Below are 14,358 nucleotides of genomic sequence, written 5' to 3' on the forward strand. Positions count from 1 at the left end.
GTAGCCTTTGTTGTGCCGGATTATTGTTTGACGGCTTCGATTTGGATGTTGAGCTTCACTTGGTTGCTGACGATGCCTTGCAGGTAGTTCATGCCCCATTTGCTGCGGTCGATGGTGGCGCTGAAGTCGCCGCCGCACACTTGGGCGTTGGCGCGCTGGCTGTGGTAACAGTTGAAGCGGTCGGCGTTGAGGCGCACGGGGTGGGTTTGGCCGAGCAGGGTGAGGCGGCCGTCTACGCTGGCGAGCTTGCTGCCGCGGAAGTTGAAGCGGGTGGACTCGAAGCGCATGTTGGGATATCGGGCGGCGTTGAAGAGGTCGGCGGAGGCGAGGTGTTTGTCGAAATCTTCGTTGCCGCTGCGCAGGTTGGCCACGGGGATGTCGATGTTCACGCTGCCGCGTTTGGCCTGGGGGTTGTATTCTACGGTACCGCTGAGGTTGTAGAAGCCGCCGGTGTTGGTGCTGGTGTTGAAGTGGTCGATGGCGAAGCGGGCGTTGGCGTGGTGGCTGTCGATTTTGTAGGTGTCGGCCTGGGCGCTACCAAAGGCGGCAGCGAGGATGGCAAGGGCGAGGGCTTTTTTCATGCTGACAATCTCCTGATGTGGTTGGGAAAACTACTGGGAAAGGATGCGCACTTGGCGGATGACGATGGGCGTGCGCGGTACGTCTTGATACATGCCTGAGCTGGTGGTGGGGGTGGCGGCGATTTGGTCTACCACGTTTTGCCCGGCCACCACTTTGCCAAACACTGCATAGCCGTAGCCGCGGGCGGTGGGGGCGGTGTGGTTGAGGAATTCGTTGTCTTTCACGTTGATGAAAAACTGGCTGGTGGCGGAATGGGGCTGGGCGGTACGGGCCATGGCCACGGTGTAGCGGTTGTTTTTCAGGCCGTTGGCGGCTTCGTTTACGAGTGCGGGGCGGGTGGGGGATTTTTCGGCCATTTGGGCGGTGAGGCCGCCGCCTTGAATCATGAAACCGGGAATCACGCGGTGGAAAATGGTGCCGTTATAAAAACCGCTTCGGGCGTAGGCCAAGAAGTTTTCCACGGTTTTGGGGGCTCGCTCTTCATTCAGGGCGAGCTCGATGTTGCCTTGGCTGGTTTCGAGCAGCACGCGGGTTTCGGCTTGGGCGGCTAGGGCGGCGCAGCCGAGCGCGGCGGTGAGAAGGAGTGTGCGGAAGGGTTTCATGTTGTTTGCTAAAAAATGAAAAAATGGTAGGTGCGCTAGGGTAAAGGCTACCTGAAAATTTTGCAAGCTTGGCTTAAAGCTCTTCTTTCTTCCTGCTGCGTTATCTCGCTTTGCCGTATTGCTCATACTGTCTGCGGCTCATTGCCTGACATGAAGAAAGAATGGCTTCAGCCGCAAGATGTGCCGGAGGGCTGTTTTTAGTACAGAAAATATTGATTGTGTTAAAATCACCCGCTTTTTCTATTCCATTTTCCGCAAAGGCACACACCCATGATTTCCACTTCCGGCATCACCATGCAGTTCGGCGCGAAGCCGCTGTTTGAAAACGTTTCCGTCAAATTCGGCGAAGGCAACCGCTACGGGCTAATCGGCGCGAACGGTTCGGGCAAATCCACCTTCATGAAGATTCTCGGCGGCGATTTGGAGCAGACCAGCGGCGAAGTGGCGATAGAAAACGGCGTGCGGCTGGGCAAGCTGCGCCAAGACCAGTTTGCTTATGAAGACCAACGCGTGCTGGACGTGGTGATGATGGGGCACACCGAAATGTGGGCGGCGATGACCGAGCGCGATGCAATTTATGCCAACCCCGAAGCCACCGAAGAAGACTACATGCACGCCGCCGAACTGGAAGCCAAGTTCGCCGAATACGACGGCTACACCGCCGAAGCGCGCGCCGCCGAACTGTTGAGCGGCGTGGGTATAGACGAGAACCTGCACAATGCGACCATGGCCGAAGTCGCGCCCGGCTTCAAGCTGCGCGTGCTATTGGCGCAAGCCCTGTTCTCCAAACCCGACGTGCTGCTGCTGGACGAGCCGACCAACAACTTGGACATCAACACCATCCGCTGGCTGGAAGGCGTGCTGAACCAATACGACAGCACCATGATTATCATCAGCCACGACCGCCACTTTTTGAACGAAGTCTGCACCCACATGGCGGATTTGGACTACAACACCATCACGGTTTACCCCGGCAATTATGACGACTATATGCTCGCCTCCGCCCAATCGCGCGAGCGCGCGCTGAAAGACAACGCCAAAGCCAAAGAAAAATTGCAGGAATTGCAAGAGTTTGTCGCCCGATTCAGCGCCAACAAATCCAAAGCCCGCCAAGCCACTTCGCGCCTGAAACAGGCCGACAAAATCAAGACCGAAATGGTGGAAGTGAAACCCTCCACGCGGCAAAACCCGTATATCCGCTTTGAAACGGACGAGAAAAACAAGCTGCACCGCCAAGCAGTGGAAGTGGAAAACCTGGCCAAAGCCTTCGATAAAACCTTGTTTGAAAAGCTGTCCTATATTTTGGAAGCGGGGCAGCGGTTGGCGATTATCGGCCCCAACGGCGCGGGCAAATCCACGCTGCTGAAATTGCTGGCGGGCGCGTTTGACGAAAAATTGTCCGACATCAAACCCGATTCAGGCAGCATCAAATGGGCGGAAAAAGCCACCATCGGCTACTATCCACAAGACCACGAAACCGACTTCGACTGCGATATGGACCTGACCGAATGGATGCGCCAATGGGGGCAGGAAGGCGATGACGAACAAGTGATTCGCGGCACGCTCGGCCGCCTGCTGTTCGGTAGCAACGATGTCGTTAAAAAAGTGAAGGTGCTTTCCGGCGGCGAAAAAGGCCGTATGCTGTACGGCAAACTGCTGCTGCTGCGCCCCAACGTGCTGATTATGGACGAGCCGACCAACCACATGGACATGGAAAGCATCGAATCGCTGAACATGGCACTGGAAAAATACAAAGGCACGCTGATTTTCGTGTCGCACGACCGGCAGTTCGTCTCCTCGCTGGCCACGCAGATTATCGAGCTGGACGGCAAGGGCGGCTTTGAATACTACATGGGCGACTACGAAAGCTATCTGGCGAAAAAAGGGATTGAGTAAGGAGCAGTGCCATGAACGCTCATTTAAAGAAACTGCTACAAAACCTGTCTGCCCTCATCGTGTTGCCCGCGCTGGGCTGGTATATCACGCGCGGCGGCACGGTGAATGTGGTTGATACCGAAAACGCCCGCCGCAAAGGCCGCGCCATTGCTTGGCTATTTAACGAGTTCGGCACAACGGGCGTGTGGGCGCTGCTGGGTGCAGCATGGGTGGTGTGCCTGATTTTCGCCGTCCGCTCGTATCGGGCGTGGCAGCAGGAGAAGCGGCAATAGATGATTGAGGCTACCTGAAAACGCAAAACCGGTTTTCAGGTAGCCTTTTTCAGATGGTCTAATAAGAAAATAAAGGAAGAGAAAACATGTTCACACTCAATGGCTTCGGCACTACATTTGTTGGCGAATGCGATTACGAACCGGACGGCAGCTACATCACCACCGCCTGGATTGTGGCGCTGTGGATACCGCTGATTCCGCTGTATAGCGCGCGGGTTTTGTCGGTTAATCCCACTCTGCTTTCCGGTACGAACTACCAATTTATCAAACTGCCGATTCATTGGCGGCAGGCAAGGCGGATATGGGCATACACCCTCGGCATACCCGCGCTGCTTGCCCTGTTTGTTTGGATGACGGGCGTGCTGGATTCTGTGCCGCCGCTGGCAGGGCAAATCCTGTTTTGGCTGGCAGCGGGCGTGATGCTCGCCTACGCCTTTTTGCCGTATTTCCTGCGTTATCGGGCCTGCAAGGCAATCGGGCTGCGCTATAAAGAGTTGAAAGTATCGCCCCTGACTTGGCTGATGCTGGTGTTGGTGTTGATTGCCTTTGGCTATGTGGTGTTGTCTGGCGGCAATGCATAGTGCTAGCAAGAGGCTACCTGAAAAACAGCCGGCTTGATTTTCAGGTAGCCGTTTGAACACGGAATGGAGATTATTAAGGCGACTGTTCAGCCTAATTACGAATCAAACCATATCCTTCTCATTTCAGCGAGTAACTCGGGTGTAATCTCGTATCCCTGCGATTCTCCGATTACACTATCAATACCGCAATACGGGCACCAAGCAGTACAAACACCGTCATCCTCAGGAATAAAATTTTCATCTTTCAACTTGCTGGATGAATAAATACGCTGGCAATAGAAACAGCCACATAATTGTTCTTTTTCTAGGGCAGATTTATTTTTAAAGCTGGCTGAATGGGCTTCAATGGCAATTTTTTTTAAATTTTGCATATTTTATTCCATTAAGTAATGCTATGTTCTGTTTAAGAAAAATCAAATGAATCTACATCATATTCTATTTTCAGTTTAGGTTGAAACTCTTGTTTTGTATCCAGGCTAACCAGTACTGGACAGAAATAAACGTGCTCTTCGATAGGAATATTTGTCCTAGGAGCTCCTATAAACAATCCTTTAATTTCTGGTGTGCTGCGGCTATCATATTTTTGCAGATCTTCTAATTTAAAACTAATACTACTATCATAGATACTGTCATCATCACTATCATTTTTAAATTGTTTTAAAAGCATTGGATCATTTTCTGAGTTATAGCGTATAAAACCGTCTGAAAACATTAATTCCAGCAGTTTGTCTGCTTGATAAAATTCCTCAGGCGCTTTCTCCCATTTGATTACTTGTTCAGGCATCAAACGAAGGCAGCCTGCCACATAAATCGATACTTCTGCTTTGTTTAGTTTAGCTAGTATATTGCGGTTACTTACAGTGCAAACACGATATTCAGCAGGCTTTTCAGGTAGTAAACGGATAGTAATACGTAATTTAGTTATCATAGTTTTTTCCCCAAACTAATGGATAAGTAGCCATAGGTACAACTTGATAGCTAAGAAAATCATCGAGACAGCAGCCTACATAGCCACAAAGATAAATCTTTAGCTGATTTGGATTCAAACTGCTCAGCAATTTGGCAGGCAAGCTTATTTGGGATACATGTGGTCGAACACGGTAGCATTTTTTGCTGAAACAGCGGTAATAAACCAATACTATGGTGCGCATTACAAGCTCCAATCATTATGAGCAAAGCCAGCACCAGTATCCGAGTAAAAACCTACGACGCTGGTGGGTTTTGCAATCGGTTAAAAATTAAATAAGGGGATATGGAGATTATTGTTCCAGAACGGAACTTAAATAAAGCTGCGAACGAGCTAAGAAATTACGTTTTCAGTATAAGAAAAAATTAGATTTAAGGCAAGCAGTAACGAAAATTATCAGGCAAGCTATTGCAAAAATGGAACAAAACAGCCTAGGAAAAATAGCCTTCAGCCAGCCCAAATGAAACGGGACGGTTTTCAAAACCGTCCCGCCATTTTTTGGCCGTTTGCCTGTGGTAGCTGCCTTTGCCTTTTTTCTTGCGTTCCACCTTGTGGCGGAACAGGTTGGAGCGCACCAGCGCCTTGAGCGCGTTGTCGCGGATTTTGCCTTTGTTGGTTTGGTGTGCCATGGGTTTTCCTTTGCTGTTGGCAGTATTGTAAAACGGACGGGCGCGGATTGTAGCGCGGGGCGGCGGGAAAGGCTACCTGAAAATGGATTGGTTTCGCAGAAACACCGGTATAGCCGAGCGCAACTGTATGGCCCATATTTTCAGGTAGCCGGTTGTGCCGGAGCAGGCAGGATGAGGGGCTACCTGAAAAATGGCGGGCAGGATGGTTTGCCCTGCGGCAGTTTGGTTTTCAGGTAGCCGGTTTGTCCTGCCGCCGCTCGTTGAAAAAGCGTTGCAGGAGCCGCGAGCTTTCGTCGGCCAGGATGCCGCCCAATACGGCGGTGTGCGGGTTGAGCGCTTTGTGGGCAAACAGGTCGAGCACGCTGCCGGCGGCACCGCTTTTCGGTTCGGCGGCGGCATAAACCAGCCGGCGGATGCGCGACTGCATGATGGCGCCGGCGCACATGCTGCACGGTTCGAGGGTAACGTAGAGGTCGCAGCCGTCGAGGCGGTAGTTGCCGAGCTTTCTGCCTGCTTCGGTGAGGGCGAGGATTTCGGCGTGGCGGCACACGCTGTGCCCGCTGATGCAGGCGTTGGCACCGCTGCCGACGATTTCGCCACGTCGCACCACCACGGCGCCCACCGGCACTTCGCCTGCCGCGGCGGCCTGCCCGGCCTGTTGCAATGCCTGCCGCATCCAATGCGCCATGTCGTCGGCCGGAGGGAAAACGGCCACGGGGCGGTGCGCCCGCAAGCGGCTGCGCCATTGGGCTTTCTCACCGTCGTTGAGGTGGCCAGTGCGCCCTTCGGCCAGTAAAACGAGTTGCCACAGGGTGGATTCGGTAACGGTGAGCCCGGCGGCTTTGAGCAGCAAAAAGGCGGCGGCGGGGCCGGTGCGGCGCAGGGCGGAAGTGTTGGCAATGCCGAGCTGGAGCAGGGTATGCCGGGTTTGCGGGGCGAGCGGCGGGGTGGTGAGGGGGATGGCGGGCATATTGTGATGGAGCGTGCGGAGTGGCCGACATCATAGGGTGCGGCGGGGTTTCGGGCAAGATGTGGTGGTGGGCGGCAGAAAGAAAGGCTATGGAGGATTAACTTCATTCCTGCTGCGATGCCTGCCCGCTGGCTGATATTGAAAGTGGGTAATCTGCTGGCTGAAAACCGCATCGCTGCCATGCCGAATGTTTTTGGCGGCCTGTCGGATTTTGTTTTTCAGGTAGCCTCAAAGGTGCTGGCCTGCCTTGCAAGGCAGTGGGTAAATCGGGTAAGCTTGGCTGCCTTTGGCAGCCAGAACCGGCTGCTTATTTTTGATTGTGTTTCCAGCGGCTTGCTTTTCCGGCAGGCCGCTATTCAGCACGAATACTGAAATTTATGCCTGATTTGTTTCATTTTCCCACTTTCGACGAGCAATATCCCAACCTGCGCGAGCGCGGCCTGCGCAAATATGCGGTGGTGTATCTGCGCGACAAAATCCAGCGCCTGCTGGCGCGGCGGCAGTGCAATCAATTTACCGAATTCATCAACCGACACCCGATGTGGGCGCCTATTTTCCAGCGCAACCCTTATGTTGCACGCTCTGTATTGGATACCTATGCGGATAAGCGGTTTGGCAAGGCGGAGCGTTTGCAAGCGCTGGTGGACAACTTTACTTTGGCCGAAACCAAGCCTTCCGCCGAAAAATGGCAGGAATGGGTGTCGCAGCGTACAGTTGTGTTTAATCGCCCTACGGCAGATCTTTATATCAGCTTGAGTGTTGATCCGCGAGACCCGCTTGAAGGATTCTTCCTGGTGAGCCTGCAAAGCACCGAGCGCAGCCGCATTTACGATGCCGTGTTCAGCTTTGTTGCGCCCAACGGCCTGCTGATTACCTCCATCCAGGGCCCGCACAGCGAAGACGCGCCCGAGTTGATCCGCCACACCACCAAACAGCTGCACGGCGTGCGGCCGATGTTTATGATGGTGAACGTGTTCAAGCTGATGGCCGCCGAGCTGGGCTGCGAGCTCTACGGCATCCCGCACAAAAGCCAGGCCAAATTCCGCTGGAACGACTCCAGCCGCCTGCTGTTCAACTACGACGCCTTCTGGCAGGAAAACCAAGGCCGGCTGGATGCCAACGGTTATTGGCGCCTGCCCGCGCAAATCGAGCGCACACCGCTGGAAGACATCCAAAGTAAAAAACGCTCGATGTACCGTAAGCGCTATGAAATGCTAGACACGCTGGAGCAGGATATCCGCCGCTTTTTCCGTTCGTGAAGCGGTGCGTTTGATGCTTTGAATAGGCCCGTTGTTTTCAGGTAGCCTCCAAACCGCTGGGAGGCTACCTGAAACTTTTGTGCGGCAGATTGATGTTTCGGCGGAATCCGGGTTGAGGTTTGGCAGGGCGGCATGCCCGCCCCGAAATCTGAGCCCCGTATTTTCAGGTAGCCTTTCTTGGCTGTAACAGGCTACCTGAAAAATATGGGGCTGTTCGTGCTGCTTATGCCTAAACCGTTTTGCCTTTGTATTCGCACAGGTCGTATACGATGCATTCGTGGCACAGCGGTTTTTGCGCCTTGCAGGTGTAGCGGCCGTGCAGGATGAGCCAGTGGTGGGCATTGAGCAGGAATTCTTTGGGCACGAGGCGCATGAGCTTGTCTTCCACTTCGCGCACGTTTTTGCCGGGGGCGAGGTTCATGCGGTTGGCCACGCGGAAGATGTGGGTGTCCACGGCCATGGTGGGCTGGCCGAAGGCGGTGTTGAGCACGACGTTGGCGGTTTTGCGCCCGACGCCGGGCAGGGCTTCGAGCTCTTCGCGGGTGCGCGGCACTTGACCGTGGTGTTTTTCCAAAAGCAGGCGGCAGGTGGCGATGATGTGTTTGGATTTGGTTTGGTAGAGGCCGATGGTGCGGGTGTATTCCATCAGGCGTTCCAGGCCTAAATCGAGGATGGCTTGGGGGGTGTTGGCCACGGGGAAGAGTTTGGCGGTGGCTTTGTTGACGCCTTTGTCGGTGGCTTGGGCGGAGAGGAGGACGGCGATGAGGAGCTCGAAGGGGCTGTGGAAGACGAGTTCGGTGGTGGGGTGGGGGTCGGCGGTGCGCAGGCGTTGGAAGATTTCGCGGCGTTTTTGTGCGTTCATGGTTGCTTGGATACTGCTTGGTTTGATGTGTTGAATAGGGGTTCAAATATTTTCAGGTAGCCTTTGGAGGCTACCTGAAAATATGGCGGGGCTAGGCTGGCAATCAGGTGCCGCCGGATACGCGCAGCCTTTGGCCGGGGTGCAGCGTGCTGCCGCTGAGGTTGTTGCTGCGTTTGATGTCGGCCACGGAGGTGTTGTAGCGGCGGGCGATGGATTGCAGGGTGTCGCCGCTGCGCACGGTGTGGGAGACGGTTTGCTGGCGGGCATTGCGGCTGTTGTTGCGTTCGTTGCGGCTGTCGGCGCGGTTGCCGTTGCGTTCGCTACGTTCGTTGCGGCTGTTGCTGCGGTTGTCGGCATGGCGGGCGGCGGTCTGGCTGTTGTTGCCGGAAGCGGCGCTCACGCGCAGCACTTGGCCGGGGCGGATATTGTTGCCGCGGATGTTGTTGGCGCGGCTCAGTTCGGCTACGTCTATATTGTAGCGGCGGGCGATGCCGTAGAGCGATTCGCCGGCCTGTACTTTGTGGGTGACGGTTTGGTTGGCACGGCGCTGTGCCTGCTGTTCTTGGCGAGCGGCGCGGCGTTGTTCGGCACCGGTGTTGCTGGCGAGGCGGGCAAAGCCGGCATTGGCCGGGCGGCGTGCTTCGGCTTGGGCTTGTGCGCGGGCTTCGGCGGCTTCGCTTTGTGCCAATGAGGCGCGTACGGAGGCGGCGGCGCGTTCGGCGATTTCGGCATCGGAATCGGCCGGGGTTTCTTGGCTGGCGGAAGTGTTGCCTGCCAGAGCCATCAGCGGGTCGGGCTGGGTTGGGACGGCGGTGTTGCCGGCCAGGGCGGATTCGGTGTCGTTGCCGTCGTCGGCCGGGTTGCCGGCGAGGGTGGCGGAGTCGGGTGCGGTATGGGTGGGTGTGGGAGCGGCAATGGCTGCTGCCGCGGGCGCCGGCTGAGCGGAGGCTAGCTGAACGGCCGGAGCCGGCGTGTGGCTGGGATTAGCTCCAGCAGCGGTGTTGTTCGCCGCCGGGGCAGAAGTGTTTTGTGACAGCTGTACCGTCAGCTGGCTGCGGGCAGGCACAGGCTCAGGCACGGCGGCGGGTTTGGCGGGGGCAACGTATGGGGCGGGTGCCGGCTCGTTGCGGGCGAAGTTGCTGTTGCGTGCGGGTTCGGGCTGGGGATTGCCGCTGTTTTGGCGGATCAGGCGGCCGAGCGGGTCGTCGGCGGGTTTGTTGTCGGCCAGCATCTGCACGCCGCGGCCGAGCTGGCTGTTGTTCAGGCTGTTTTTGGCCACGAGGATGGGCAGGCCGGCGCGGATGGTGTTGCCGCTTAAGCCGTTGGTGCGGCGCAAATCGCCCACGCTGATGCCGCTGCGGTCGGCGATGTCGCTGAGGGTGGTGGCGCCGTCGGCACGCAGGATGTCGTAGGAAAGCAGGGATTCTTTGGGCGCGCTACGCAGGTTGCGCTCGAAGGCATTTACGGCGCCCACGGGCAGCAGCAGCTTGCGTTGGCCGTCTTCGGGCAGGAACACGGGCACTTTAAAGCTGGGGTTCAGCGCCTCAAATTCGGCCTGGCTGATGTTGGCCAGGCGGGTGATGGCGTTGATGTCCATCGGGCTGTCGATGTTGATGGCTTGGAAATAGGGCTTGTTTTCGATGTTGGATAGGTTCAGGCCAAACACCTGCGGATTGTTCACCAAGTTGCGCACGGCGAGGAGTTTGGGCACATAATTGCGCGTTTCGTTCGGCATGTTGAGGTTTTCGTATACCGGCTCCAGACCCTGGTTGCGGGCACGGTTTACGGCACGGCTGACGTTGCCTTCGCCCCAGTTGTAGGCGGCCAGCGCGAGCGACCAGTCGCCGAACATGTTGTGCAGGTATTGCAGGTAGTTTAGCGCGGCATCGGTGGAAGCGTAGATGTCGTGGCGGCCGTCGTAGATGTTGTTTTGCGCCAGGCCGTAATGGCGGCCGGTGGCGGGCATAAACTGCCACAGGCCGGAGGCGCCCACGGGGGAGCGGGCTTTGGTGACAAATGCGCTCTCGATAAACGGCAACAGAGCGATTTCGGAGGGCATGTTACGCTTTTCCACTTCGGAGAGAATGTGGTAAAGATAGGGACGGCTGCGCTCCACGGTGCGGTTGAAATAGGCGCTGCGGGTGCTGTAGTAGGTTTCGTGGCGGCGCACGATTTCAGGATTGACTTCGCTCATTCGGAAGTCTTTACGCATGCGTCCCCACAGGTTGTTGTAGTTGGAAGAGGGGTTGCGCAGGATGGCGGCGTTGAGGTTGGTGATGGCGGAGGCGACTTGCTCGGCCGTGTAGGTTTGCGCCAAAGCGGATGTGGGGAAGCCTAAGCTTAAGACGGCAAGGGAAAGAAGTTTGAATTTGCTCATGGCAGGGCTGGTCTGCTTGATTTAACGTTATGATTAGCTAAAATTTTTTGGATATTAAAGGCTGGGTTGTGGCGGTGTCAAGCCGCAGGCGGGACGTTTTCGCTTGGTTTACATGGAAAAACGGAATGATAGCACGAGGACAGCATGATAGAGGAATTTAGATTGGCCGCTTGGTTGGACGAAACCGCGCCGGGAGGCTACCTGAAAAAGCTGGAACAGGAGTTTTTTAGCGGCCAGCTGGATGACGGGTGCGGCCTTGCCGTGGCGGCTTCGTTTGCCGAGTGGGGCTGCTGGCCGGAACGGGTGTTGCGGCTGGGGCGGGATACGGGCGCGGCGGAAGTGCGCTGCGCGCTGCCGCAGCTACCGCTGGCTTCGGGCAGCGTGCGGGTGTTGCTGCTGCCGCACGGTTTGGAGCTGTGCGGGCGGCCGCAGGAACTTTTGCTGGAATGTTTTCGTGTGTTGGCGCCGTATGGGCGGCTGGTGTTGAGCGGGTTTAACCCGTATTCGCTGTGGCGCCTGGGGCTACCTGAAAAAGATTTGGGCCTGCGGAGGAATGCCTTGCCGCTGCCGCAGGTGCGCAAGCTGCTGGATAAAACGGGGTTTCGGCCGGAATTGGGGCGCTTTATGGCTTATGTGCCACCGTTTGCGGGGGAGGGGGCGTTGCGGCGCTGGCGCTTTATGGAGCTGGCGGGCAACCGCTGGTGGCCGACGGCTGCGGCGGTTTACGGCTTGGTGGCGGTGAAAACGGTGTATCCGCTCACGCCGCTGCCGGAAAAGGCGGGCAGGCTGCGGGAAGAGGGCGGGCTGTCGCTGTTGCCGGGGAATTGTCGGCAGGGGCGAACAGGGTAAAACAATTATGGTAAAAACTGTTGTGCTGGGCGGGGGGCTTCAGTATAATCCGCGCTTACCTTGGAAAGGTGGATGAGTGGTTGAAGTCGCACGCCTGGAAAGCGTGTATACGTGAATAGCGTATCGAGGGTTCGAATCCCTTCCTTTCCGCCAGAATTTGTTTTGCCAGAGCTTCGGGCTCTGCCGCCGAGAAGAAAAACAGCCAGCCACACCGCTCGGCTGTTTTTTTGTATGTGTTGCAGCCGTCAAACAGGCTACCTGAAAGCGTAAGCTTCAACGGAGTTAAAACGATGTCTTGCGGAGCAAGGCTGAGTTTCTGCGAAGCTAAAGCGCCAGCTTCAACGAAGTTAAAATCAAGGAGGACCCCATGCGTTTCGACACCGAAATCATCCACAGCAGCTACAATCCGGACGAGCACAACCGCGCCATCATGCCGCCGATTTACCAAAACAGCATGTTTGCCATGCACCAAATCGGCGAAAGCATCCCCTACCGCTATTCCCGCCTTGCCAACCCCACGCGTAAAGTGCTGGAAGACACCGTGGCCGCGCTGGAGCACGGCTGCGCCGGTTTCGCCTTCGGCAGCGGCATGGCCGGCATCGACGCCGTGTTCCGCACCGTATTGCGCCCGGGCGACACCATCGTGGCCGTGGCCGACATCTACGGCGGCGCCTACGACCTGCTCACCGAAGTGTACCGCCAATGGGGCGTGAACGTGATTTTCGCCGACCTCACGCTACCTGAAAACCTAGACGCGCTCCTGGCTGGGCACCAAGTGAAACTCGTGTGGCTGGAAAGCCCGAGCAACCCGCTGCTGCGGCTGGTGGACATCCCGCTTTTGGCGCAGAAGGCCAAAGCTGCCGGCGCCGTGGTGGGCATCGACAACACCTTCGCCACGCCCTATCTGCAAAACCCGCTCGACATGGGCTGCGACATCGTGTTCCATTCCGCCACCAAATACCTGTGCGGCCATTCCGACGTGCTGATGGGCATCGTGGTGGCCAAGGAAGAAGCGATGGCCAAGCGCCTGCAAAGCACGCTGGTGAATACCGGCGGCGTGGCCGGGCCGATGGATTGCGCGCTGGTGCTGCGCGGCATCAAAACCCTTTCCGTGCGCATGAAGCAGCACCTGGCCAACGCCGCCGAACTCGCCCGCCGCCTGGAGCAGCATCCGGCGGTGGAAAAAGTGTTCTACCCCGGCCTGCCGAGCCACGAGCACCACGGGCTGGCCAAACGCCAGATGCGCGGCTTCGGCGGCGTGGTGTCCGTGTATCTGAAGAACGACAGCCAGGCCGCAGCCGATTCGGTGATCCGCCATCTGAAACTGTTGCACATGGCCGCCAGCCTGGGCGGGGTGGAAAGCCTGGTGAACCATTCCTTCAGCCAGTCGCACAGCGGCATGAGCCGCGAAGTGAAGGAAAAACTGGGTATCCGCGAAGGCCTGCTGCGCTTTTCCGTGGGCATCGAAGACATCGAAGATATTTGGCAGGATATCGATACGGCGCTGAATACCACGCTGTAAGGCTTCCGCCGAAACAAACAAAAGGCTACCTGAAAACGGTTGGGATGTTTTCAGGTAGCCTTTGTTTGACTTGGGCGCAGGCGGCTCAGCTGTCTTGGGCAACGTGGGTGCGGCCGCTCATAGCGTCCACTTCCACTTCGTATTTGCGGCCGCCGCTGAGGATTTCGAATTCGTAGCGGCTGCCTTGACGGCCGATTTTGAATTCGGCTTCGGTGATGATGCCGCCGCGGGTGGCGGCGAAGGCGCTTTGCGCGGCCTGCACGGCGGTGATGTTGCTCTGGCCGGCGAGCTTGGGCAGGTAGTTGGCGCCCACGCCGGCGGCGCTGCCCAGCAGGAGGGCGAGGACGCCGGTTTTCAGCAGGGTTCTGCGCGTGGGGCGGCGTTGCTTCAGGATACGGGCGAACCAAAGGGCGGCGCGTTTGACGGCGGCGAGGCATTGTTTGAGGGTGGCGGCGGTTTTGATCCTGCCTTCGGGGTCGAGTTGGATTTTAATCACGGTGCGGTTCCTGCGAATGGATTGCGGGCTGCCCGGCACGCGGCGTGCGTTCGGGCAGCCGATGGTTTAGTCGTCGAGGCGGTTGGACAATACGCTGCCGGTTTTGGCGTCGATTTCCACTTCGTGTTTGCGGCCGTCGGCGGCGCGCACGTCTACGTCGAAGTGGTCGGGCTTGGTGCGGCTGCGGTCGAATTCGACTTCGGTGGCCTGGCCGCCACCCACGGCGGATACAGCGATTTGTGCGGCGCGCTCGTGGCTGATGTAGCTTTGGCGGTTGCGTTCGTAGTGCAGCTGGTCTCCGTCGGCAAAGGCGGGGGCGGCGGCAAACAGGGCGGCTAAAAGGGCGCTTGAGTAGATGATTTTCATAATGGGTTCTCCTGCCGGGATACGGCGTCGGGTTGGGGAAAAATGGGTTGTTTGTTGCAACGGTTCGCAGTATAGGGGCGGGCAATTAGCGCAAAATTAGGGGCGGGTTAAGATGGGTAAAGGCTACC

At 57.1% G+C, this 14,358-nt stretch carries 17 protein-coding genes and 1 tRNA gene; 8 read left to right on the forward strand and 10 right to left on the reverse strand.

Features of this window, described 5'->3' with window-relative positions; genetic code table 11:
• Positions 1-20 precede the first annotated feature (20 nt).
• Both H9Q10_RS07315 and H9Q10_RS07320 read right to left on the reverse strand, forming a co-directional pair.
• Positions 21-581, reverse strand: a complete 561-nt coding sequence (locus H9Q10_RS07315) for a YceI family protein (protein WP_197903306.1) — start codon at positions 579-581, stop codon at positions 21-23.
• A gap of 30 nt (positions 582-611) precedes the next feature.
• Positions 612-1,184, reverse strand: coding sequence for a peptidylprolyl isomerase (locus H9Q10_RS07320; protein WP_197903307.1), 573 nt, complete (start codon positions 1,182-1,184; stop codon positions 612-614).
• A 270-nt stretch (positions 1,185-1,454) separates the two neighbouring features.
• On the opposite strand from H9Q10_RS07320, the gene H9Q10_RS07325 reads away from it, so the two are divergent.
• The 3 genes from H9Q10_RS07325 (at position 1,455) to H9Q10_RS07335 (ending at position 3,933) form a co-directional block, all read left to right on the forward strand.
• The gene (locus H9Q10_RS07325; protein ID WP_197903308.1) at positions 1,455-3,080 is read left to right on the forward strand and encodes an ABC-F family ATPase; all 1,626 of its coding nucleotides are present in this window, start codon (positions 1,455-1,457) and stop codon (positions 3,078-3,080) included.
• 11 nt (positions 3,081-3,091) lie between these two features.
• A complete protein-coding gene (locus H9Q10_RS07330) occupies positions 3,092-3,352 on the forward strand; it encodes a hypothetical protein (protein WP_197903309.1) in 261 nt (86 codons plus the stop codon).
• 86 nt (positions 3,353-3,438) lie between these two features.
• Entirely contained in the window at positions 3,439-3,933 is a 495-nt protein-coding gene (locus H9Q10_RS07335) for a hypothetical protein (RefSeq protein ID WP_197903310.1), read from the forward strand.
• Between the two features lie 95 nt (positions 3,934-4,028).
• On the opposite strand, the gene H9Q10_RS07340 is transcribed toward H9Q10_RS07335, so the two are convergent.
• The 4 genes from H9Q10_RS07340 to tadA form a co-directional block, all read right to left on the reverse strand.
• A complete protein-coding gene (locus H9Q10_RS07340) occupies positions 4,029-4,304 on the reverse strand; it encodes a hypothetical protein (RefSeq protein ID WP_197903311.1) in 276 nt (91 codons plus the stop codon).
• A gap of 32 nt (positions 4,305-4,336) precedes the next feature.
• Positions 4,337-4,861, reverse strand: coding sequence for a hypothetical protein (locus H9Q10_RS07345; protein WP_197903312.1), 525 nt, complete (start codon positions 4,859-4,861; stop codon positions 4,337-4,339).
• 470 nt (positions 4,862-5,331) lie between these two features.
• The gene (gene arfA, locus H9Q10_RS07350) at positions 5,332-5,529 is read right to left on the reverse strand and encodes an alternative ribosome-rescue factor A (RefSeq protein WP_197903313.1); all 198 of its coding nucleotides are present in this window, start codon (positions 5,527-5,529) and stop codon (positions 5,332-5,334) included.
• Positions 5,530-5,758: 229 nt separating this feature from the next.
• Positions 5,759-6,499: a tRNA adenosine(34) deaminase TadA gene (gene tadA, locus H9Q10_RS07355; protein ID WP_197903314.1), complete on the reverse strand. Its 741-nt coding sequence runs from the start codon at positions 6,497-6,499 to the stop codon at positions 5,759-5,761.
• A 117-nt stretch (positions 6,500-6,616) separates the two neighbouring features.
• Between tadA and H9Q10_RS07360 the strand changes: the two genes are divergently transcribed.
• Both H9Q10_RS07360 and H9Q10_RS07365 read left to right on the forward strand, forming a co-directional pair.
• Entirely contained in the window at positions 6,617-6,871 is a 255-nt protein-coding gene (locus H9Q10_RS07360; protein WP_197903315.1) for a hypothetical protein, read from the forward strand.
• A gap of 5 nt (positions 6,872-6,876) precedes the next feature.
• Positions 6,877-7,758, forward strand: coding sequence for a VirK/YbjX family protein (locus H9Q10_RS07365; RefSeq protein WP_197903316.1), 882 nt, complete (start codon positions 6,877-6,879; stop codon positions 7,756-7,758).
• 229 nt (positions 7,759-7,987) lie between these two features.
• On the opposite strand, the gene nth is transcribed toward H9Q10_RS07365, so the two are convergent.
• Both nth and H9Q10_RS07375 read right to left on the reverse strand, forming a co-directional pair.
• Positions 7,988-8,620, reverse strand: a complete 633-nt coding sequence (gene nth / locus H9Q10_RS07370) for an endonuclease III (protein WP_197903317.1) — start codon at positions 8,618-8,620, stop codon at positions 7,988-7,990.
• Positions 8,621-8,723: 103 nt separating this feature from the next.
• The gene (locus H9Q10_RS07375; protein WP_197903318.1) at positions 8,724-10,997 is read right to left on the reverse strand and encodes a LysM peptidoglycan-binding domain-containing protein; all 2,274 of its coding nucleotides are present in this window, start codon (positions 10,995-10,997) and stop codon (positions 8,724-8,726) included.
• A gap of 144 nt (positions 10,998-11,141) precedes the next feature.
• On the opposite strand from H9Q10_RS07375, the gene H9Q10_RS07380 reads away from it, so the two are divergent.
• The 3 genes from H9Q10_RS07380 to H9Q10_RS07390 all read left to right on the forward strand — a co-directional run bounded on the left by H9Q10_RS07380 (position 11,142) and on the right by H9Q10_RS07390 (position 13,368).
• Positions 11,142-11,846 (forward strand): methyltransferase domain-containing protein, encoded by a 705-nt coding sequence (locus tag H9Q10_RS07380; RefSeq protein ID WP_197903319.1) that lies wholly within the window; start codon positions 11,142-11,144, stop codon positions 11,844-11,846.
• Between the two features lie 62 nt (positions 11,847-11,908).
• A tRNA-Ser gene (locus tag H9Q10_RS07385) sits at positions 11,909-11,999 on the forward strand.
• A 214-nt stretch (positions 12,000-12,213) separates the two neighbouring features.
• Positions 12,214-13,368 (forward strand): trans-sulfuration enzyme family protein, encoded by a 1,155-nt coding sequence (locus tag H9Q10_RS07390; protein WP_197903320.1) that lies wholly within the window; start codon positions 12,214-12,216, stop codon positions 13,366-13,368.
• A gap of 85 nt (positions 13,369-13,453) precedes the next feature.
• Here the strand turns inward: H9Q10_RS07390 and H9Q10_RS07395 are convergent, their stop codons facing one another.
• Positions 13,454-13,864 carry a PepSY domain-containing protein gene (locus tag H9Q10_RS07395; RefSeq protein ID WP_218042263.1) on the reverse strand — a complete coding sequence of 137 codons (411 nt, stop codon included), beginning with the start codon at positions 13,862-13,864 and terminating at the stop codon, positions 13,454-13,456.
• Positions 13,865-13,930: 66 nt separating this feature from the next.
• Positions 13,931-14,230: a PepSY domain-containing protein gene (locus tag H9Q10_RS07400; protein WP_197903322.1), complete on the reverse strand. Its 300-nt coding sequence runs from the start codon at positions 14,228-14,230 to the stop codon at positions 13,931-13,933.
• Between the last annotated feature and the right edge of the window lie 128 nt (positions 14,231-14,358).

It is taken from the genome of Eikenella glucosivorans, assembly GCF_016025525.2.
GTDB classification, from domain to species: Bacteria; Pseudomonadota; Gammaproteobacteria; order Burkholderiales; family Neisseriaceae; genus Eikenella; species Eikenella glucosivorans.

Excerpts from the sequence above, each read along its gene's own strand:
- H9Q10_RS07315 (WP_197903306.1), bottom strand. The coding sequence starts at position 581 with ATGAAAAAAGCCCTCGCCCTTGCCATCCTCGCTGCCGCCTTTGGTAGC.
- H9Q10_RS07320 (WP_197903307.1), bottom strand. The coding sequence starts at position 1,184 with ATGAAACCCTTCCGCACACTCCTTCTCACCGCCGCGCTCGGCTGCGCC.
- H9Q10_RS07325 (WP_197903308.1), top strand. The coding sequence starts at position 1,455 with ATGATTTCCACTTCCGGCATCACCATGCAGTTCGGCGCGAAGCCGCTG.
- H9Q10_RS07330 (WP_197903309.1), top strand. The coding sequence starts at position 3,092 with ATGAACGCTCATTTAAAGAAACTGCTACAAAACCTGTCTGCCCTCATC.
- H9Q10_RS07335 (WP_197903310.1), top strand. The coding sequence starts at position 3,439 with ATGTTCACACTCAATGGCTTCGGCACTACATTTGTTGGCGAATGCGAT.
- H9Q10_RS07340 (WP_197903311.1), bottom strand. The coding sequence starts at position 4,304 with ATGCAAAATTTAAAAAAAATTGCCATTGAAGCCCATTCAGCCAGCTTT.
- H9Q10_RS07345 (WP_197903312.1), bottom strand. The coding sequence starts at position 4,861 with ATGATAACTAAATTACGTATTACTATCCGTTTACTACCTGAAAAGCCT.
- arfA (WP_197903313.1), bottom strand. The coding sequence starts at position 5,529 with ATGGCACACCAAACCAACAAAGGCAAAATCCGCGACAACGCGCTCAAG.
- tadA (WP_197903314.1), bottom strand. The coding sequence starts at position 6,499 with ATGCCCGCCATCCCCCTCACCACCCCGCCGCTCGCCCCGCAAACCCGG.
- H9Q10_RS07360 (WP_197903315.1), top strand. The coding sequence starts at position 6,617 with ATGCCTGCCCGCTGGCTGATATTGAAAGTGGGTAATCTGCTGGCTGAA.
- H9Q10_RS07365 (WP_197903316.1), top strand. The coding sequence starts at position 6,877 with ATGCCTGATTTGTTTCATTTTCCCACTTTCGACGAGCAATATCCCAAC.
- nth (WP_197903317.1), bottom strand. The coding sequence starts at position 8,620 with ATGAACGCACAAAAACGCCGCGAAATCTTCCAACGCCTGCGCACCGCC.
- H9Q10_RS07375 (WP_197903318.1), bottom strand. The coding sequence starts at position 10,997 with ATGAGCAAATTCAAACTTCTTTCCCTTGCCGTCTTAAGCTTAGGCTTC.
- H9Q10_RS07380 (WP_197903319.1), top strand. The coding sequence starts at position 11,142 with ATGATAGAGGAATTTAGATTGGCCGCTTGGTTGGACGAAACCGCGCCG.
- H9Q10_RS07390 (WP_197903320.1), top strand. The coding sequence starts at position 12,214 with ATGCGTTTCGACACCGAAATCATCCACAGCAGCTACAATCCGGACGAG.
- H9Q10_RS07400 (WP_197903322.1), bottom strand. The coding sequence starts at position 14,230 with ATGAAAATCATCTACTCAAGCGCCCTTTTAGCCGCCCTGTTTGCCGCC.